At 66.5% G+C, this 20,447-nt stretch carries 16 protein-coding genes; 6 read left to right on the top strand and 10 right to left on the bottom strand.

Annotated features, from left to right (window positions below):
* Positions 1-2 precede the first annotated feature (2 nt).
* The 7 genes from fdhD to AB8P05_RS19745 all read right to left on the bottom strand — a co-directional run bounded on the left by fdhD (position 3) and on the right by AB8P05_RS19745 (position 8,751).
* Positions 3-830 carry a formate dehydrogenase accessory sulfurtransferase FdhD gene (gene fdhD, locus AB8P05_RS19775; RefSeq protein ID WP_472760555.1) on the bottom strand — a complete coding sequence of 276 codons (828 nt, stop codon included), beginning with the start codon at positions 828-830 and terminating at the stop codon, positions 3-5.
* A 20-nt stretch (positions 831-850) separates the two neighbouring features.
* A complete protein-coding gene (fdhF, locus tag AB8P05_RS19770; protein WP_472760554.1) occupies positions 851-3,706 on the bottom strand; it encodes a formate dehydrogenase subunit alpha in 2,856 nt (951 codons plus the stop codon).
* Positions 3,707-3,729: 23 nt separating this feature from the next.
* On the bottom strand, positions 3,730-5,310 hold the full coding sequence (locus AB8P05_RS19765) for a formate dehydrogenase beta subunit (protein WP_472760553.1): 1,581 nt from the start codon (positions 5,308-5,310) through the stop codon (positions 3,730-3,732).
* The gene (locus AB8P05_RS19760; protein WP_472760552.1) at positions 5,307-5,837 is read right to left on the bottom strand and encodes a formate dehydrogenase subunit gamma; all 531 of its coding nucleotides are present in this window, start codon (positions 5,835-5,837) and stop codon (positions 5,307-5,309) included. Before AB8P05_RS19760 ends, AB8P05_RS19765 begins: the two co-directional genes overlap by 4 nt.
* 182 nt (positions 5,838-6,019) lie before the next feature.
* Entirely contained in the window at positions 6,020-6,970 is a 951-nt protein-coding gene (locus AB8P05_RS19755; protein ID WP_472760551.1) for a LysR family transcriptional regulator, read from the bottom strand.
* 2 nt (positions 6,971-6,972) lie between these two features.
* Entirely contained in the window at positions 6,973-7,878 is a 906-nt protein-coding gene (locus AB8P05_RS19750; RefSeq protein WP_472760550.1) for an SMP-30/gluconolactonase/LRE family protein, read from the bottom strand.
* A gap of 57 nt (positions 7,879-7,935) precedes the next feature.
* Entirely contained in the window at positions 7,936-8,751 is an 816-nt protein-coding gene (locus AB8P05_RS19745; protein WP_472760549.1) for a hypothetical protein, read from the bottom strand.
* Positions 8,752-9,263: 512 nt separating this feature from the next.
* Here AB8P05_RS19745 and AB8P05_RS19740 point away from each other — a divergent pair.
* Complete coding sequence (locus tag AB8P05_RS19740; RefSeq protein ID WP_472760548.1) at positions 9,264-10,667, top strand: AAA family ATPase; 1,404 nt, start codon at positions 9,264-9,266, stop codon at positions 10,665-10,667.
* Between the two features lie 17 nt (positions 10,668-10,684).
* Positions 10,685-11,239: a hypothetical protein gene (locus AB8P05_RS19735; RefSeq protein WP_472760547.1), complete on the top strand. Its 555-nt coding sequence runs from the start codon at positions 10,685-10,687 to the stop codon at positions 11,237-11,239.
* Positions 11,240-11,583: 344 nt separating this feature from the next.
* Here AB8P05_RS19735 and AB8P05_RS19730 read toward each other — a convergent pair whose 3' ends face one another.
* Positions 11,584-14,760 (bottom strand): response regulator, encoded by a 3,177-nt coding sequence (locus tag AB8P05_RS19730; RefSeq protein WP_472760546.1) that lies wholly within the window; start codon positions 14,758-14,760, stop codon positions 11,584-11,586.
* Between the two features lie 284 nt (positions 14,761-15,044).
* Here AB8P05_RS19730 and AB8P05_RS19725 point away from each other — a divergent pair, with 284 nt between their 5' ends.
* The 3 genes from AB8P05_RS19725 (at position 15,045) to AB8P05_RS19715 (ending at position 17,768) form a co-directional block, all read left to right on the top strand.
* Positions 15,045-16,577 (top strand): sensor histidine kinase, encoded by a 1,533-nt coding sequence (locus tag AB8P05_RS19725; protein WP_472760545.1) that lies wholly within the window; start codon positions 15,045-15,047, stop codon positions 16,575-16,577.
* On the top strand, positions 16,574-16,984 hold the full coding sequence (locus AB8P05_RS19720; RefSeq protein WP_472760544.1) for a response regulator: 411 nt from the start codon (positions 16,574-16,576) through the stop codon (positions 16,982-16,984). Before AB8P05_RS19725 ends, AB8P05_RS19720 begins: the two co-directional genes overlap by 4 nt.
* Positions 16,985-17,126: 142 nt before the next feature.
* On the top strand, positions 17,127-17,768 hold the full coding sequence (locus AB8P05_RS19715; protein ID WP_472760543.1) for a glycine-rich domain-containing protein: 642 nt from the start codon (positions 17,127-17,129) through the stop codon (positions 17,766-17,768).
* 143 nt (positions 17,769-17,911) lie between these two features.
* Here AB8P05_RS19715 and AB8P05_RS19710 read toward each other — a convergent pair whose 3' ends face one another.
* Positions 17,912-18,412, bottom strand: coding sequence for a hypothetical protein (locus tag AB8P05_RS19710; protein WP_472760542.1), 501 nt, complete (start codon positions 18,410-18,412; stop codon positions 17,912-17,914).
* A 64-nt stretch (positions 18,413-18,476) separates the two neighbouring features.
* Positions 18,477-20,018 carry an ABC transporter substrate-binding protein gene (locus AB8P05_RS19705; RefSeq protein WP_472760541.1) on the bottom strand — a complete coding sequence of 514 codons (1,542 nt, stop codon included), beginning with the start codon at positions 20,016-20,018 and terminating at the stop codon, positions 18,477-18,479.
* A gap of 253 nt (positions 20,019-20,271) precedes the next feature.
* Here AB8P05_RS19705 and AB8P05_RS19700 point away from each other — a divergent pair, with 253 nt between their 5' ends.
* Positions 20,272-20,418, top strand: a complete 147-nt coding sequence (locus AB8P05_RS19700) for a hypothetical protein (protein WP_472760540.1) — start codon at positions 20,272-20,274, stop codon at positions 20,416-20,418.
* Positions 20,419-20,447 lie beyond the last annotated feature (29 nt).

Here is a 20,447-nt window from a genome sequence, read left to right as displayed (position 1 = left end):
TTTCAGCGGAACAGGATGACGGTGTCGCGGCGCGACAGGGCACCCAGGGTCAGGTTGGCGTTGCGCGCCAGTTCCAGCGCCAGCGCCGTCGGGGCTGAGATGGTCGCCAGCAGCGGGATGCCCACCGCGGCGGTCTTCTGCACCAGTTCGAAGCTGCAGCGGCTGGTCATCACCACGAAGCCGGTCGCCGGGTCGGCACCCGAACCGGAGATGGCGCCGATCAGCTTGTCCAGCGCGTTGTGGCGACCGACATCCTCGCGGGCCAGCCGGATAGCGCCGTCGGGCGCACACCACGCTGCGGCATGGACCGAGCGGTTGGCCCGGTTCATCGGCTGATGGTCCGGCAGGGCGCGGAAGGCGGCGGCCACGGCGGCCGGGTCGACCTCCAGCGCGGTTTCGATCTTGCGGGGCTCCCGAACGGCGTGGACAAGACTGTCCACGCCGCACAGGCCACAGCCGCTCCGCCCCTCCATGGAGCGGCTGCGAAGGCTTCCGCGCAGGAGCCGCAGCGGGTCGACGGTCAGGTTGACGACGAAGCCCAGCGGCGTTTCCCGCACGGAAATTTTTTCGATATCGGCGGCGGACCCGACGATCTCCTCGGCAAGGCTGAAGCCCAGCGCGAAGTCCTCCAGATCGGCGGGGGTCGCCATCATCACGGCATGGGACCGGCCGTTGTATTCGAAGGCGACCGCGGTTTCCTCCGGCACCTGCCATTCGACGTCCGCACCCTCCTCCGCCCCGACACCGGCGGGAAAGCCGGTGCCGGTGACGGCGATGGAGCACATGAGGCTGTCGTCAGGACGGATGGAACCCGAAGGCATCGCGGTCATGCTTCCCACTCCCCAGGACGTTATTCGGCAGCGAGGACGTTGGCGGCGGCGATGCGCTTGCGCTCGACGTCGTTCTTCGCGTAGTCGACCTGCCAATCCGACGGCTGGTTGCTGCGGGCGACCTGCACCGCCGTCACCTTGTATTCGGGGCAGTTGGTCGCCCAGTCCGAATTCTCGGTGGTGATGACATTGGCGCCGGTCACCGGGTGGTGGAAGGTGGTGTAGACGACGCCGGCCGGCATGCGGTCGGAAATGACGGCGCGCAGCGTCGTCGCCCCCATGCGGCTGGCGAGCGACACCATGTCGCCATCCTTGACGCCCCGGAGTTCGGCGTCCACCGCGTTGATCTCCAGCACGTCTTCCGGATGCCAAGCGACGTTGGCGGTGCGGCGGGTCTGGGCACCGACATTGTAGTGGGCGAGGATGCGCCCGGTGGTCAGCACCAGCGGGTACATCCGCGTGGTCCGCTCGTCGGTCGGCACATATTCGGTGATCACGAAGCGGCCGAGACCGCGGGCGAAGCTCTCGCCATGCATGATCGCCATGCCGGTGTCGTCGTCCTCCAGCCCGGTGCAGGGCCACTGGACGCTGCCGACGCGGTCGAGCTTCTCGAAGCTGACGCCGCGGAAGGTCGGTGTCAGCCGGGCGATCTCGTCCATGATCTCCGACGTGCTGTTGTAATGCATCGGGTAGCCCATCGCCGTCGCCAGCGCGCAGGCGACCCAATGCTCGTCCTTGCCGACCTTGGACGGCATAGCCTTGCGGACGCGGTTGATGCGGCGCTCGGCGTTGGTGAAGGTGCCGTCCTTCTCCAGGAAGGAGGTGCCGGGGAAGAAGACGTGAGCAAAAGCCGCCGTCTCGTTCAGGAACAGGTCCTGGACGATGACGATGTCCAGCGATTCCAGCGCCGAGGTGACGTGGGTGGTGTTGGGATCGGACTGGACGATGTCCTCGCCCTGCACGAACAGGCCGCGGAAGCTGCCGTCATGCGCGCTGTCGAACATGTTGGGGATGCGCAGGCCGGGTTCCGGGTCCAGCGTGACGCCCCAGGCGGCCTCGAACTCCTGGCGGACGGCGTCATCCGACACATGGCGGTAGCCCGGCAGCTCGTGCGGGAAGGAGCCCATGTCGCAGGAGCCCTGCACGTTGTTCTGGCCGCGCAGCGGGTTTACGCCGACGCCCTCGCGGCCGATGTTGCCGGTCGCCATCGCGAGGTTGGCGATCGCCATCACCGTGCTGGAGCCCTGGCTGTGCTCGGTCACGCCCAGGCCGTAGTAGATCGCGGCGTTGCCGCCGGTGGCATAGAGGCGGGCGGCGGCGCGGACCTGATCGGCCGGGACGCCGGTGCGCGATTCCAGATATTCCGGCGAGTTGCGGTGCTCGGCGATGAACGCCTCCCACTTCGCGAACTCCTTCGGGTCGCAACGCTCCTCGACGAAGGCGCGGTTGACCAGCCCCTCGGTGACGATGGTGTGGGCGATGGCGTTCACCACGGCGACGTTGGTGCCGGGCTGGAGCTGGAGATGGTACTCGGCCTTGACGTGCGGGCTGCGCACCAGATCGATGCGGCGCGGGTCGATGACGATCAGCTTGGCCCCGGCGCGCAGCCGCTTCTTCATGCGCGAGCCGAACACCGGGTGACCGTCCGTCGGGTTGGCGCCGATGACCAGGATGACGTCGGACTTGTCGACGCTGCGGAAGTCCTGGGTGCCGGCCGAGGTGCCGAAGGTCTGCGACAGGCCGTAGCCGGTCGGCGAATGGCAGACGCGGGCGCAGGTGTCGATGTTGTTGGTGCCGAAGGCAGCCCGGATCATCTTCTGGACGACATAGACCTCTTCATTCGTGCAGCGCGACGAGGTGATGCCGCCGATGGAGCCCCGACCATACTTGGCCTGTACCGCCCTCAGCCGCTCGGCGGCATAGGCGATGGCCTCCTCCCACGAGACTTCACGCCACGGGTCGGTGATCCGCTCGCGCACCATGGGCTTCATGATGCGGTCCTTGTGGGTGGCGTAGCCCCAGGCGAAGCGGCCCTTGACGCAGCTATGGCCCTCGTTGGCGCCGCCATTCTTCCACGGGGTCATGCGGACCACCGTGGTGCCCTGAAGCTCGGCCTTGAAGGAGCAGCCGACGCCGCAATAGGCGCAGGTGGTGATGACGCTGTGTTCGGGCTGGCCGTGCTCGATGATCGACTTCTCGGTCAGGGTCGCGGTCGGGCAGGCCTGGACGCAGGCGCCGCAGGACACGCACTCGCTGTCCATGAAGCTCTCCTTGGCGCCCGGCGACACCGACGAGGCGAAGCCGCGCCCGTCGATGGTCAGCGCGAAGGTGCCCTGGGTCTCCTGGCAGGCACGGACGCAACGCGAGCAGACGATGCATTTGGAGGCATCGAAGGTGAAGTACGGGTTGCTTTCGTCCTTGGCGGCGGCGCGATGGTTTTCGCCGTCGAAACCGTACCGGACGTTGCGCAGCCCCACGGCACCCGCCATGTCCTGCAACTCGCAATCGCCGTTGGCGGCACAGGTCAGGCAGTCGAGCGGATGGTCGGAGATGTACAGCTCCATCACGCCGCGGCGCAGCTTGGCCAGCTTGTCGGTCTGGGTGTGGACCTTCATGCCGGGAGCGACGGGGGTGGTGCAGGAGGCCGGGGTGCCGCGGCGTCCCTCGATCTCCACCGCGCAGAGGCGGCAGGAGCCGAAGGGCTCCAGGCTGTCGGTGGCGCAGAGCTTCGGCACCGTGATGCCGGCGTCCATCGCGGCGCGCATCACGGAGGTGCCTTCGGGAACGGTGATGGCGCGGCCGTCAATCTCCAGCGTCACCAGGGTCTCGGAGACGCGGGCGGGAGTGCCGTAGTCGGTCTCGTGGATGAGGGTCATCTCGGGTGCTCCTGGGTCGCTCGTTATTCGGCGGCGATGTGGGTGACGCGGACGGCGTGCTGCTTCTTGCGGAAGTCTTCCGGGAAGTGCTTCACCGCGCTGCGCACCGGATAGGGCGTCATGCCGCCCATGGCGCAGAGCGAGCCGTCCACCATCACGTCGCAGAGGTCGGCGAGCAGTTCCAGGTTCGCGTCGACGTTCTTGCCGGCGATGATCTTGTCCAGCGTCTCCATCCCGCGGGTCGAGCCGATGCGGCAGGGGGTGCACTTGCCGCAGGATTCGGCGACGCAGAACTCCATGGCGAAGCGGGCCTGCTGGGCCATGTCGACGCTGTCGTCGAAGACGACGATGCCGCCATGGCCGACCATTGCTTCCTGAGCCGCGAAGGCCTCGTAATCCTTGGGCAGGTCGAACTGCGAGGGCGGCAAATAGGCACCGAGCGGGCCGCCGACCTGCACCGCGCGGATCGGCCGGCCGGTGATGGTGCCGCCGCCGAAGTCGTACAGAAGCTCGTGCAGGGTGATGCCGAAGGCCTTCTCGACGATGCCGCCTTGGCGGATGATGCCGGCGAGCTGGAAGGGCAGCGTGCCGCGCGAGCGGCCGACACCGAAGTCGCGGTAATACTCGCCGCCCTTGTCGAGGATGATCGGCACTGAGCAGAGCGACAGCACGTTATTGACCACGGTCGGCTTGCCGAACAGGCCCTCCAGCGCCGGCAGCGGCGGCTTGGCGCGGACCATGCCGCGCTTGCCCTCCAGGCTTTCCAGCATCGCAGTCTCTTCGCCGCAGATGTAGGCGCCGGCGCCGACGCGGACGTCGAGATGGAAGGTACGGTTGGTGCCGTGGATGTTGTCGCCGAGCCAGCCCTCGTCATAGGCCAGCTTGATGGCATGGCGAAGGGTCGCCGTGGCGTGCGGGTATTCCGAGCGCATGTAGACGTAGCCGGAGGTGGCGCCCACCGCGATGGCGGCGATGGTCATGCCCTCGATCAGGCAGAAGGGGTCGCCTTCGATGATCATGCGGTCGGCGAAGGTGCCGCTGTCGCCCTCGTCGGCATTGCAGCAGACGAACTTCTCGTCCGCCTTGGCCTGCATCACCGTGTTCCACTTGATGCCGGTGGGGAAGCCGGCACCGCCGCGACCGCGCAGGCCGCTGTCGGTCACCACCTTGACGATCTCCGCCTGGGACATCGCCAGCGCGTTCTCCAGACCGCGGAAGCCGCCATGAGCGCGGTAATCCTCGACCGACAGCGGATCGATGATGCCGCAGCGGGCGAAGGTCAGCCGCTCCTGCTTCTTGAAATAGGGGATTTCCTCGGTCAGGCCGTGGCCGAGCGTATGCTCCCCGCCGGTCAGGAAGCCGGCGTCGAACAGGGCGGGCACGTCGGCGGGGGTGACCGGGCCGTAGGCGACGCGGCCTTCCGGGGTCTCCACCTCGACCAGCGGTTCCAGGTAGAGCATGCCGCGGGAGCCGTTGCGGACGATGCGCACCGGCAGGTCGCGCTTGGCGGCCTCGGCGCGGATAGCGGCGGCGACCGCGTCGGCGCCGACGGACAGGGCGGCGGAGTCGCGCGGGACGAAGACGGTGATCAGATGGCCGATCATTGCGCGTGACCCTTATGGCTGAGGGCGCGGGGGATCTGCTGATGGGCGTGCGGGTTGGTCCGCGTCTCTGCCGCCAGCTCGTCGAAGCGGTCGGGGGAGACCCGGCCGTGCAGGTTCTCGTCGATCATGACGGCGGGGGAGAGGGCGCAGTTGCCCAGGCAGAAGACCGGTTCCAGCGTGAAGGCGCCGTCGGCGGTGGTGCCGTGGAAATCGACCTGGAGCCGCCTCTTGATGTGGTCGACCAGGGCGTTGGCGCCCATCGACTGGCAGGCCTCGGCCCGGCAGACCTTGATGATGTGGCGGCCGGGCTTTTCGCGGCGGAATTCGTGATAGAAGGACACCACGCCATACACGTCGGCGCGCGAGAGGTTCAGCTCCGTCGCCAGCAGGGGGATGGCTTCCTCGTCGATATAGCCGAACTCTTCCTGCAGGGCGTGAAGGATCGGCAGCAGGGCGCCGCGCAGATGCCGATTGTCTTCGACAATCGTCCTGGCGCGCTCAGCGCTCCACGGATGGCTAGCGTTCACGGGTGTCCCTCCTTGCGATCGTCCGCGCCGCACTTGAGGTGGGCGTCGTTCTGGCTTGGCTCTGTTGGCTTTTTCCGGGCGTCTCTCAGCGCCCGGCACCGTCAGAGTGGCGGAGGATACGGAATGCCAGCAAATTGTATTTTCCGATTGGCTAATAGCTTTTGGCTATCAAGAGCGGCCCGTCAGCGGATCGCCACCCGCCAGGGGATCATCGCCTCGGCGACGCTGATCGCCACGCGCTGGGCGATGTCGGCGTCGGATGCCGCCACCGCCAGCGCCTTGGCCAGCGGCGGCGGCGGGTCGCGGTCGGCGTAGGCGAGGCCGACGACGTGGCTCAGCTCCGGGTCGACCAGCGGCAGGGCGACGATGTCCGGGTGCGGGGGGACGAAGGTCAGCATCTGGCCGGGGACGATGCTGGCGCAGCTGCCGGCGCGGACGATGGTGTAGAGGGTGACGATGGAGTTGGTCTCCATCGCCGGCTGCACCGTCCGCCCGGTCATGCGGAAGGCGGTGTCGGCGATGCGGCGGTTCTGCATGTCCGGGGTCAGCAGGCAGAGCCGGAGACCGGCCGCCGTTTCCCAGGTCACGGCACCCTGGGCGATCAGCTCCTCCGCCAACGCCTCGCGGTGGGCCAGCAGGTGGTAGCGCTCGGTGTAGAGCGGCAGGGTGCGGACGTTGTTCAGCGGTTCGTTGTCGAGATAGGTGATGGCGGCGTCGAGTTCGAATTCGTCGAGGCCGCGCTGGATCTCGCGCGAACTGAGCGAGACGACGGTGGAGCGGATGTGCGGGAAGCGGGTGGTGAAGGGCGTCAGCACATGGGGCACCACCGGCAGGGCGGAGGGAATCGCCCCCACCCGCAGATGGCCGGTGACGCCCTGGGCGAGCGCCAGCAGCTCGTGCCGCAGGTTGTCGCGCTCGCCGACGATGCGGCGGGCGTATTCGAGGACCTTCAGCCCCTCCGGCGTGAAGCCTTCGAACTTCTGGCCGCGCTCGACGATGGGGACCTGAAGCTCCTCCTCCAGCTGGCGGATGGCGTTGGAGAGGGTCGGCTGCGAGACGTGGCAGCTTTCCGCCGCGCGGCCGAAATGCTTCTCGCGCGCCAGGGCCAGCAGATAGACGAACTTCCGGAACATGCTCAGGCGTCCGGGTCGAAGGGCGGGACCGGCAGGCCCGGCACATCGACCGTCATGGCGAACAGGCCGCCGGACTGCGGCAGGCGCTCCAGCTCGTCGGCGGGGCGGCCGGCGCTGGCGCTGGTGACGTAGAGGGTGCGCAGGTCGGGACCGCCGAAGGCCACCATGGTCGGGCAGCGCGCCGGCACCGGATGCTCCGACAGCAGCCGGCCTTCGGGGGAGAAGCGCGCGACCCGCCCGCCCTCGTACAGCGCCGACCAATAGCAGCCATCGGCATCCACCGCCGCCCCGTCCGGCCGGCCGCGGTCGCCGTCCTTCGGCTCCAGCCGGACGAAGACCTCGCGGTCGGAGACGGCGCCGGTGGCGGGATCGTAGCGGTAGCGGTAGACGGTGAAGGTCGGGGTGTCGGAATGGTACAGGGTTCGCCCGTCCGGGCTGAAGGCCAGACCGTTGGAGGTCAGCAGCCCGCCGGCCAGCACCGCCAGCCCGCGCCGGTCGTAGCGGTAGAGATGCGCCTTGCCGCCGGCCTTGGGCTCGTCCAGCGTGCCGGCCAGATAGCGGCCGGTGGGATCGGTCTTGCCGTCGTTGAAGCGGCTGGCGCCCTGGTCCTCCGGATTGGCGGCGAGGCAGGTGACCAATCCCCCCTCCCCGTCCAGCTGCCACAGGCCGGAGCGCAGGCCGGCGATGAAGCCGCCGCCCTTGCGCGGGGCGACGCAGCCGATCTCCTCCGGCAGGGCCATCGCAAGATTGGTCCCGCTGGCCGGATCGAAGCGGTTCAGCGCCCGGCCCTTGATGTCGACCCAATAGAGCGCCTGATCGTCCACCGACCAGACCGGCCCCTCCCCCAGCTTGGCACGGGCGTCGAGCACACAGGTGAAGCCTGGGGTGGAGGCGGGGCCGGCGGTCATCGCGTGATCCTCGGGTGTTCGAACGGACACGCAGGGTCGGACAGATCGGCGGCGCGATCAAGCATCCCGGTCGGACAGTCCGGCGGGGCCGGTCAGGGTGGGCTTATCGGCGGCCTCATCCGGGGGTGGAACGGCGTGGAACAGGATTGGGCGGATGTCGCACCGGCCGGCGGAGCCGTCAGCGCGGGTGGGAGAAGGGACCGGCGGCGCGGCGGCTGACCGGGCCGGGGTTGAGGTTGGGGAATTCCTCGTACTCGTTGACGGTCCAGGGGAAGACGCCCTTCGGACCTTCGCCCTCCGGCCGGGCCAGGATGGCGGCGACCATGGCCGGATCGGGCTCCCGCCGCTCGCGCAGCTCGCCGGGGATGTCGTCGTCCAGTTCGGGGACGGTGACGGCGGGCGGATCCTCAGGCCGGGGAGCGGGCCGGGGGCCGGCGGCGAGTCCTGGTCGGCGGCCTGCCGCCCGGACGCCGGGCGGTCGAGGCCGTCGAACATGCCGAGCCGTTCGGCCATCCAGCGGACGGTGGTGCCATCGCCGGAGGTGACCAGCCGCTCGATCTGCTCGGCCACCAGGATGCGCAGCGAGGACAGGCGCAGCTCGGCCTCGCGGTTCAGCGCCTGCCGCTCCCACCACACCCTGTGACGGAAATCCTTGGAGCCGTAATAGGCCCGCCACAGCGTGGTGCGGCTGCACCCCATGGCGCGGGAGACCTGAAGGAAGCTGTTGCCGCGCGCCAGCATGCCGGCGGCCATGATCCACTGCTCGTCATGGAACTGCGATCCGGGGACCAGCGAGCCTTCGGACGGCACCGGCGGCTCTTCGGCCCAGGCGGGGAAACGGTCGTTCTGGAAGGTGCGGCTGTCGAGGGGCATGGTGGGGCTCCGCGAAGGGGTTGGACCTGGGCGGAGAGGGTATAGGAATTTGGTCCGGGATTGGGGGAGTTTTGTGAAAATGGGGATGAAGTGGATAACCCAAGGCGGGATGGAACATTGTTCTAGGATTACTTTTCATCTGCACCTTTGGCTAGGGCCTAGCACGTTCGGCACGGCCGGACACAACTGACGAATCCACCGCTCCAAGGATATTGTTTAAGATGGTTCAGAAGCACCGGATTGGCTGACGAGGCATCTAGCGTTATAAGGCGTGAGCATGGCGATGCTGGTCGTTGGCGTAAGGGTTGATCAATGGGAATCTTGAATGAATAGAGCTTTTCGAGTTCGAAGCAGGCTCAACAAATGATGTCGCAACTTTCTCAATAACTCTGAGCGCGTTATGGTGCGTTGTCTCGACGCTGATAGGAAAAGCCATCACCCACACGGCCACTAGCATGCAAAAAAGTGTATTCTAAAGCCATAAGTCCGACAAAAATGGGGGAATGAAACTAATGTACTTTCACTTCGATAAGCTAGGCCTACTTGATCAGGTCGATCTAGAACTTGCAGACCTCACTCTGATCTGCGGAGAAAACAACACCGGAAAAACTTATGCTACCTATGCGATATATGGATTTATGCGTAGTTGGCGTCAGATACTACGGGTAGTTATCGAAGATGAAATCGAGAGCCTTCTTAAAGACTCTGATCAATACCGCATTGACTTGATGCAAATGTTTGACGGAAAAGTAGATGATTATTTAGAGCGTATGGGAGAACTCTACGTTGCAGGCCTTCCTCGTGCATTTGCCACCGAAAGCAATGTGTTTTCGGAAACTGTTTGCGTGCCACGCACCTGCCAGCCAACAGAAATTATTGAGCAATCGTTCCAACGCACGGTGCAGTCCGGCGCTAGCGGCAAGGTGCTAGCCACACTTAAAAAAGACGCAGGGAGCAGCTTACTCGACGTTCTTGTAGCTGATGCAGAAATGTTGCAGCGCCCATTTCTTAACCTAACCGATTTCATTGCTGATGCTATTGCCGATATTGTATTTGCTCAACATTTACCGCGCATGCACATTGCTAGCGCCGAACGTACCGGCGCGGCCATTTTCCGGAAAGAACTGGACATGGCACGTACGCGCATGCTCAAGGCTATCAACCAAATCGATTCTAAAGAGCTCAGGCGCAACCCGTTCAAAATTTTGCAGAAAATTGATGCTGACTACCCTTGGCCAGTCGAGGACAATGTTGATTTTGTTCGGCAGCTTGAGGATATTGACAAAAAGACCGGAGAGCTTGCAGAAAAATGCCCAGAGATCCTTGAGGCGTTTGACAATATTATCGGCGGCAGCTACAAAGTAGTAAAACAGCAATTAGTATTTCAAGCAAAGGGGACAGGACGGCAGCGCTTTACTATGAACGAGGCTTCGAGCGGTATCCGCGCCCTGCTCGATGTAGGATTCTACCTGCGTTGCAAGGCGCGCGCAGGTGATCTTTTTATTATCGATGAGCCCGAATTGAATTTACATCCCAAAAACCAGCGCGCTTTTGCCCGTTTGGTAGCACGGATGGTAAATGCTGGGATCAAAGTATTCATCACCACTCACAGCGACTATTTGGTCAAAGAACTAAACACGCTGATAATGCTGAATCAGAAAACAAGCCATACCCGCCTAGTGCAAGATGAGTATAAATATGAAGACAATGAACTTCTCGACCCGAGTAAAATACGGCTCTATATGACGTGCATGACAACAAAATCCTCGACGGGTGCGGGTAGGCGCGGAAAGATCAGGACGCTAAAGCTAGCCAATATCTATTCTGATAGGGGCATTGAGGTAGAAACATTTGACGATACTATTGAAATAATGAACGCCATTCAGGGGAAGATCATGTATGGGGGTGAACTCTAATGCCCTTAAGCCAGGAAATGGAAAAGCTACTGTCGTCCTTATCGTGCTGTAATTACCGCGGGGACCAACATACACATATATTGATTGAAGAGAATGATCCTCATGCAAAGCTAAAAAAAGTTACCCTTACTGCTCCAGCAGGTAATTGGTTTAGCTTCAATCCCGATAAAGGGCGCAGCAAAGCAGCATTGATGTCGCCCCTACTGGCAGTTGGAGCGGAACATGATCATCATCGGGCATGCGACTGCGTAGTTCTTATTTGTAAAGAAGGAAAAATTATAGCGCTCTACATCGATCTAAAGTCAGGAAATCCCGTGGGCTATTCTGGACAATTTAAGAGTACGCGGCAGTTTGTCCGCTACGCTTTAGGGCTGTTGGCAGAGTTTTACGGCCACCAGCTTGCATTGTCCGAAGAGCGTTACGTCGTACTTTATGGTGGCAAGCCTGCACCGATTAACAAAACACCTACTGTGCCCAAGCTTCAAAAGATTGGGAAAACGGAACCTACAAGCCCTCATAAAAGGGAGGTATATAACCCTTGCTATATTTACCTCAAAGAACTCCTAACTTAATAGAAAAGATAATTCATGATAACGCGTTTCGCAATAGCGCACAAATACGGAAGCAGGATGAGACAGAAAAAAGAAATTGATTTACTTGCCATTTTTTCTCGAACCGGACCACCCAACCCTTGCTTAGGGTGAATTTTTGGATTTTTGACAGCTTAATGATTGCAATTCCTCTCAAAACTCTGAGGCGACCGCTTCTATTACACTCAACCAATTTCCAGAAGAGCGAGCGATGCCCAGAATTTCCCAATCTAAAATAGCGCACACACAACTCATTATCCATTCCGATCATTTACCGCCTTACGCATAGCGGCAACGGCGGCACGGAGGGTGGTGACAGATCAGCTTCACCCCTCCCCCATCGCCTCCACCGCCCGGCGCGAGGCGACGCAGCGGGCGATCTCGGTCAGCAGCAGCACGCGGTCGATGGGCTTGGGCACATGGCAGTCCATGCCGGCCTCGTAGCAGCGGGCGATGTCGTCGGGGAAGGTGTTGGCGGTCAGCGCAACGATGGCGACGCGGCCGGCCGGGCCGGGCATGGCGCGGATGGCGCGCGTCGCCTCCAGGCCGTCCATCACCGGCATGTTCACGTCCATCAGGATCGCGTCGAACGGCTCGCGCCCATCCACCGCCCCTGCCGCCGCTGCCGCCGCAACCGCCTGCGCCCCGTCCTCCACCGCCGCGACGCTGTGGCCGGCCTGCTTCAGCAGGGTGACGGCCAGCAGGCGGTTCATCTCCACATCCTCCGCCACCAGGATGCGCAGGGAGCCCGGCGCCGATGCCGCGGGGCCGGGAGTTGACGCGGGCGGCGGGACTGGAGGCTCGGCTGCGTCCCCGGTCATGGTCTCGGGCACGGGCTTGGCGATGGGCTGGGCGATGGGCGGCGGCGGGGCTTCCGCGGCCGGCTGGACCGGCGGGGCGGGCGGCTCCGGGGACGGCTGCGGCGGGGACAGGGGTGGGGCCGGGGGTGAGGCCAGGGGCGGAGACGGGGCCAGCGGGTGCAGGCGGGCCAGACGGTCGCGCAGCTCCAGCGGGTCGTAGGGCTTGGCGATCAGGTCGTAGCCGCCCAGCGCCACGTCGTCGGCCACCACCGCATGGGCGGCGAAGCCCGAGGCCAGCAGAACCGGAAGGTCGGGGCGCAGGCGACGCGCCTCGCGCGCCAGCTCCGCCCCGTTCATGCCCGGCGGCATCACGATGTCGCTGAACAGCAGGTCCAGCGGCTGGTCCCCGCGCAGCACCACCAGGGCCTCGCCGGCGCCGGACGCGCCGATCACCCGGTGGCCCCAGCTGCGCAGCAGGGCGCAGCCGTTCTCCAGGATGTTGTGGTCGTCCTCCACCATCAGGATCGACAGGCCGGGACGGTCCGACGGCGGGCGGACGGTGCCGCCGCTCTCGTCGGCCAGACGGTCGGGCGGGAAATGGAGGGTGACGACGGTGCCCTCCCCCACCCGGCTCGACAGGGTCATGGTGCCGCCATGCAGCTCCACCAGCCGGCGGGTCAGCGGCAGGCCCAGCCCGGCACCTTCGGTCTGGCGGTTGGCCGGGCTCTCGACGCGGGTGTAGGCCAGCAGGACGCGGCCCAGATCCTGTTCGGGAATGCCGACGCCGTTGTCGCGCACCTCCAGCAGCAGGCCGCCGTCCGGAGCAGGGCCGGCGGCCAGCGAGACGGCGCCGCCGGAGGGCGTGTATTTGACGGCGTTGGACAGCAGGTTCAGCAGGATCTGGCGGATGCGCCGCTCGTCGCCGCGCAGGAAGCGGGCGGCGGGGTCCACCGTCGCCGAGAGGACGATGCCGGCGCGGGCGGCGCGCGGGGTCAGCAGGCGGATGGCGAAGGTGGCGGCGGCGTCGAGATCGACCGGCTCGTCGTCCAGCACCAGCTGCCCGGCCTCCGCCCGCACATGGTCGAGGATCTCGTTGATAAGCTCCAGCAGGTGCTGGCCGCTGTCGCGGATGTTGACGGCGAAGTCACGGTAATGGGCGTTGCCGACCGGCCCCTCCGACTCCCGCGCGATCAGGTCGGCGAAGCCGATGACGGCGTTCATCGGGGTGCGCAGCTCGTGGCTCAGGCTGGCGAGGAACTCGGTCTTGCTGCGGCTGGCCGATTCCGCGGCCTGGCGGGCGTCCTGAAGCTCCGCCTCCATGATCTTGCGGGCGGTGACGTCGCGCTCGACGCTGACGTAGTCCTGCGGGGCGCCCCAGTCGTCGGTGACCAGCCGCACCGCCGCCTCGATCCAAACCCAGCGGCCGTCGGCATGGCGCAGGCGGTAGGTGGTCTTCAGGGTCGGGCGGTCGGGAGTCAGGCGGGCCAGGCCGGCGGACAGGGCGTCGCGGTCGTCGGGGTGGACCCGCTCCACCAGCGGGCGGCCGATCAGCTCGGCGGGGGCGCAGCCCAGGCTGTCGCGCGTCGCCTCCGAACAGAAGCGCCGCACCCCGTCCAGGCCGATGCGGCCGATGATGTCGGTGACGCCGCGCGCCAGCAGGCGGTAGCGCGCCTCGCTGGCGCGGATCGCGCGTTCGGCCTCGTGCCGGCGGGTGATGTCGCGGGCGCCGACCGACAGCATGACGATGGCGCCGGTCTCGTCGCGGATCGGCACCTGCGACACCTCCCACCAGCGGGTGACGCCGTCGTGGGTGTGCTGCTCCTCGAAGCGGGTGGGGGCGCCGGCGTCGATGCAGGATTGCAGGTCGGCCATCGCCTTGGCCGCCAGATCGGGCGGCAGCAGGCTGTCCAGCGGCTTGCCCAGCGCCTGCGCCGCGCGGTCGCCCATCGCCCGCAGCGCGGCGGCGTTGGCCCGGTGCAGGGTGAAGCCGCCGGTCTCGCCGACGCGGATGATCGCGAGGCCGTCGGCGGAGCTGTCGAACACGGCGTGGAAGAGGGCGGCATTCTCCGCCAGGGCGTTCTCGTCGGCGACGCGCCGGTGCTCGCGCGCCAGCATGGTGCCGAGCAGGCCGATGCCTAAGCTGGTGAAGGCGGTCAGCGGCAGCGCCGCCTCCTCCAGCACCCGCAGGGCAAGCTCCAGGTCGGGCAGCAGCAGGAAGGCGAGAAGGGTCAGCGGGGTGATGGCGAGGCCGAACAGCGCCAGCAGGCCGAAGCCGTAGGCGCCCTTCCCTTCCCCTTTGCCCGGCCCGCGGTTGCCGGCGGCGCGGCGCTCCATCGGCCCGGCCAGCAGCGGCGCCACCAGCGCCGTCAGCAGGATGCCCGCCAGACCGGTCAGCGAGCCCATGCCGCCCAGCCACAGCCGCACCCCGCCGGCCATGGCGGCGGACAGCAGGGCGGCCGGCCAGCCGCCGAACAGCCCGGCCAGCCCGATCATCACGTTGCGCAGGTCGACCAGGACCCCGCCTTCGACCGGATAGGCGTCCAGCATCGACACGGCGGCGGCGGCGCCGAACAGCAGGCCGGACAGCAGCGCGAAGGGCAGGCGCCGCGCCCCGAAGCGCCGCAGCACATAGCGGTAGGCGAGCAGCACCAGCGCCAGCAGGCCGACGCCGTGCGCAAGGGCGATGATGATGCCCGTTCCCATGCTCCGCCCCCCAGCGGCAAACCCGGTCCGGCCCCGATACCGGGGCTCCGGGATCAGAGGCGAACTTTTACACAGGCAATCAAACTAGAAAAAGAAACGATTCGAAACAGACATATGGGCTTTCCGTATACTCCGGCCGGCAAGGACGGTCGAAGCCCCTTTTCGCTGCGGAAATGGGGTCGGCGACAGGATCGGCACCACGCGGCTGTCGTGTTTACCCGCCGCTTCGGCTAGGATGGCGGCCGCGAATTGTTCGTGGTCGTCGTGTCTTCGTGGGCTTCGGCATGCTGTTCAAGGTTTTTTCGCGGAGCCTGGTCGCCCGAACGACGGCATCGGCGGTGCTGCTGGTGTCGGTGCTGATCGCCGTGCCCATGGTGGTCCTGATCCAGGCCGACGTGCGCAACACCCGGGCCGAACTGGCCATCCGGGCCGAGATGGCGACCAGGATCGTGTTGGACGACGTCGCCAACGCCCTGTGGGACCTCGACCCGGAAGAGGCGGTGACGGCGCTGACGCCGCTGCGGTCGATCGACAGCTTCGCCGAGGCGCTGATCCTGGGGACCCACGGCGAACTCTTCGCCAGCTTCCGCAAGCCGGGCGCCGCCACCGTCAGCGAAGCCACCGCCGCCGCCGTGCCGCTGACCCGCCAGGACCGGACCGGCGCCGTCCGCAGCATCGGCACGCTGCTGGTCCGGCTGGACACCGGCCCCACCGACGCGGCCATCCGCCACCATGTGCTGGTGCTGGGCGGGACCGGCGCCGTCACGCTTCTGCTGGTGATCCTGGGGGTGGTGTGGGCGACCCGCGGCATGACCCTGCCCATCGCCGGCATGACCCGCGCCATGGCCGATCTGGCCGCCGGCGACGTGACGGTGGACGTGCCCGTGCGCCACCGCGACGACGAGATCGGCCGCATGGCCAAGGCGCTCGCCACCTTCCGGCAGAACGCCATCGACTTGCGCGTCGCCAAGGAACGCGCCGAGCAGGCGGTGGCGTCGAAGGCCAAGTTCATGGCCGCCGCCAGCCACGACCTGCGCCAGCCGGCCCAGTCGCTGCTGATGCTGACCGCGATGCTGCGCGCCACCGCCCCCACCCCCAAGGTGGCGGAGTCGGCGCGCAAGATCGAACAGGTGGTGATGACGCTGAAGCAGCTGCTGGACGAGCTGCTGGAGGTGTCGCGGCTGGATGCCGGCGGCGTCACCGCCAACAAGGCGGTGCATGAGGTCGCCGACCTGTTCGACGCGCTGGAATCGCAGTTCGGCCCGGTGGCGCGCAGCAAGGGGCTGGGGTTCTCCGTGCCGCAATACCGCGCGCCGGTGGTGACCGACCGCGTCCTGCTGCTGCGGCTGCTGGGCAACCTGATCGACAACGCCATCCGCTACACCGCCAGCGGACAGGTCCAGGTCGCCTGCCTGGAGTCCGGCGGCAGCCTGATCGTCGAGGTGCGGGACACCGGCATCGGCATCCCCGAGGACCGGCTGGACGCCATCTGGGAGGAGTTTCACCAGATCGGCAACCCCGAACGCAACCGCGACAACGGCATCGGGCTGGGCCTGTCCATCGTCCGGCGGCTGGCGACGGTGCTGGACCATCCGGTGAAGGTCCGCTCGACGCTGGGCAGGGGGTCGGTCTTCTCCGTCACCCTGCCGCTCGCCCCGGTGGAGGCCGCGCCGGCCGAGCCCGCGGCACCGGTACCGGTTGCCGCCCCGCCCGCCCCCATTCCTGCTCCCGCCCCTGCCCCTGCCCTTGCCCCTGCGGCCTCGATGGCGACGCTGGCCGATGCGCCGGCGAAGGAGGGGGGATCGCGATCCTGGTGATCGACGACGACAGCTTCGTGCTGTCCGCCATCTCCATGTTCCTGACCAGCGCCGGGCATCGCGTCGTCGGCGCCGCCACCGTCGCGCAGGGGCTGCGGGTGGTGGAGGACGGCACCGTCCGTCCCGACGCGGTGATCGCCGACTATCACCTGTCCGCCACCGAGAACGGCCTGGACTTCATCGCGGAGGTCTGGACGCGGCTGGGCCTGCGCATTCCGGCGGTGCTGATCTCCGGCCGGCTCGACGGGGAGGTGACCGCCCGGGCGGCGGAAATGGGCGTGGTGGTGGCCGCCAAGCCGGTCATGCCCGACCGCCTGTCGACGCTGGTGGAGGCGATGACCGCCTCGCGGCCCGCCCTATCCGCCTCCGCCGATGCGTCCGCTCCGCATAGGACACCGACCGTCTGAGGTCATCGGCCCCGAGTCGAATGCTTAGGACCAAAATTATCTCACATATCCGGCTGTGCTGTGTCACAACATTGGCTCCATGCCCGGGACCTGTCTTGCAACCCGTCTCACGGGCTGGACACAAGCAACCCTGGAGGATTCCATGCGCGGCGCCACCATGATCGACATCACCCGTGCCCGGGACATCGTCGCCGCTTTCGACTTCGGCTATGTGGTCGAACGGGCCGTCGCCGCGGGCATGACCCGCGCCACCTCCGGGATCGCGCTGGAGCAGCTGAAGGCGTTCCTGCTGGCCTGCGCCGAGCATCCGGACCGCGACATCGTTCCGCAGTCCGCCGCCTGCGACGACCTGTGGCACGAATTCATCGTCGCCGACACCCGCGCCTACTTCCGCTTCTGCGAGGCGGTGTATGGCGAGTACCTGCATCACAACGGCGTCGCCGTTCCCGCCGACCGCATGGCCGCCGCCCGCGCCGACAGCGCCAGCCTGTTCGCCGCCGCGGATTGCCTGCGCGAAGCCAAGGGGGCCGACTGCCTCCGTGAAGCCAAGGGTGCCGATTGCCTGCGCGAAGCGAAGAGCGCTGACTGTCTGCGTGAAGCCAAGGGTGCCGATTGCCTTCGCGAAGCCAAATCCGCCGACTGCCTGCGCGAAGCGAAGAGCGCCGATTGCCTGCGCGAGGCAAAGAGCGCTGACTGCCTTCGCGAGGCCAAGTCCGCCGATTGTCTGCGCGAGGCGAAGAGCGCCGATTGCCTGCGTGAGGCCCGCTCTCATGGCGACCGGTGACCACAGCCGGTAAGCGGCCTGGAATGAAGGGGTGAGGTCCACCGGCGGTGTTGGACGGGAGTTGCTCCAACGCCGCCGGACTTAACGGAAACGGCGCCCCCGGGACTTCTCCCGCAAGCGTCACAAAGCCTGAACGGCTGGCTTCAGTCTTCGCCGGCCCCGCTTCGGCCGGATCCGCCATCGAGCAGACGTTCGGCTCGGGGTGACAAAGGGCAGTTCCGCCGGGCAAGTTGCAGGATCGCATCCCGGGCCAGACCCCTGGCGGCAGTGTTGCCGACGAAGCTCGACAGGGAATCTGAGAATTCCAGAACGATGTTGTTCGTTCCGATGGTCTCCCGGTAATCGACCCTGGAGACCGATCCGTACGGCTTCCTGCGCGTCCGCACGACCCGGCATTCGATGTGGTCCGGATGCAGGATCAGGGTCGGCTTCAGGGTGCTCGACGACCAGCTGATCCACGGAATCCCCTTCCACCCGGAAAAGGCGGCGACCAGCGGGATGCGCGCGCCGTCGCCATGCGGTTCGATCCGGCTCTGCCGGGCCGTCGAAAGCCGCATCCGGATGTAGAGGACCAGCGCCGCGCCGCCGGACAGGATGGAGAGCATCGCCACGACAATGAGGCTGATGCCGGCCATATCGCTCATATGATCCTTCCCGGCGGTGGTCCTTCCCGGCTATCGCGGACGCGGCGCCCTGCCCTTCGCCCGTTTAGCCGAAATTGAGGCCCCCGAAGGGCGTGATGAAATTGTCGCTCAGCACGTTGCCGCGCAGCGCCACGTAGTCCGGCACCACCAGCGGAATCACCGGCAGGTCCTTCATCACCAGGCGCTCGGCGTCCTTGTAGACCTCGGCACGGCGGTCGGGGTCGGCAATGGCCATCGCGCGTTCGACCAGCCCGTCGAACTCCGCATTGGACCAGCCGACGGGATTGAAACGGCTGCGGCTGTTGAACAGCTCGTCCAGGAAGTTCATCGGGTCGGGGTAGGTGGCGGTCCAGCCGAACAGGAAGGAGTCGTAGTCGCGCCGGCGGGAGCGGGCGATGAATTCCTGCCGCGGGGCGGTGACCAGCTTGGCCGGGATGCCGGCATTGTTCCATTGCGACACGTAATAGACGAACTCGCGCCGGTTTTCCGGCACGACGGCGACGGAGAAGGGATCGATGCCGCGCCCGTCCGGATAGCCCGCCTCCGCCAGCAGCTGCTTCGCCAGCGTCGGGTCGTAGGCCAGCGGTTCGAGCTTTTCGTTGGCCAGCAGGGCCGGCGGGACGACCCCGTTGTGGACGGCGGCGACGCCGCGGAAGAAGCGCTCCGCCATCGCGTTGCGGTCGATCAGCAGCGACATCGCCCGGCGCACCCGCAGGTCGGCAAACGCCTTCACCCGCCGCGGGTCGAGCGCCACCACCCGCATCTGCATCCGCGGCACGTTGGACAGCGACCGCTTGAAGCCGGGATCGTCCATCACCCCGCGCAGCGCATCGGTGTCGACGAAGGTGAAATCGACCTGGCTGTCGTTGAACAGCGTGATGCCGTCATTGCCGATGCCGGTGGCGAGGAAGGACACCCGTTCGAACGGGACGGCACCGCCGCGCCAGCCGGGATTCGCCTCCACGTCGATGCGGATGCCCTCGGCCGAGCGGGCCAGCCGGTAGGGGCCGGTGCCCGCCGACATTGTGCGGAACCAGTCGGGGCCGGCCTGCCCGACCGCCTCGACATCGACGATGTGGATGCGCGCAAAGGGGAACACCGCGTTGGGCTCGTCGCAGACGACCTCCAGCGTCCGGTCGTCGATCACGGTGACGCCGGACAGCTCGCTCGCCGTCTTCGCCCGCAGCTCGCGGAAGCCGCGCACCTTGGACAGGGCCAGCAGCGCGAAGTTGGCGCCTTCGCCGGCCAGGGCCGCTTCGAAGCTGCGCTTGACGGCGGCGGCGGTGAAGGGGCGGCCGGTGTGGAAGGTCACGCCCTCGCGGACGGTCAGCCGCCAGCGCCGCGCATCCTCCGATGCCTCCCAGGCGGTGGCGAGGCCCGGCAGGATGCGCCCCTTCGCATCGACGCTGGTCAGGCTCTCATACATCGACCCCAGGATCTGCCGCGCCACCAGATCGCTGACCGTCAGCGGGTTGAGCGCCGCCGGCAGCGTCTTCAGCCCGATCCGCAGCGCGCCGGCCGCGGCCATGCCCGGCCGCGGCAGCGCGCCGGAGAGTGCTGCGGCCCCCGCAAGGCCGAGGAAGTGTCGTCTCTGCACAGCCGGCATCGCTGATCCGTGGCGTCTTGGTCCTGCCGGCAATCCTTACCATGGGGCAGGGCAGGCGGTCACCAGGGACGACCGCCCGAGGCTTTCGCACTCGAAAGCAACCGGTGGACGCATCTCGCCCATGAAACAACCTGAGAGAGCTTTCGCGATCGAAATCGGTCGCCGATCCGGTCGGGCTTGCGGCTCGAGGGCTATCAGTTTCTCAAGGGGCTCTCGGCCATTTTTGTGATTCCTCATGGGTATGACACGGGACATGGTGAAGACGGACGGCTGGCAGGGGGTGATGGCGCCGCTTGCTGGACCTGTCGACCTTGACAGGGCGGCGTGGGCGGGCGCGGAGGGGATGGCCGACCTGAGCGTTGCCTTGGGCACCGTCAAGTCCACCGCCATCGGGGCGTGATGCGTCACCCCCTCCCCCCGCGCCGCAAC

The organism is Azospirillum sp. VT-I1 (assembly GCF_055698305.1).
The sequence above is the reverse complement of the archived record's forward strand: the minus strand, read 5'-3'. Positions and strand labels throughout refer to the sequence as shown.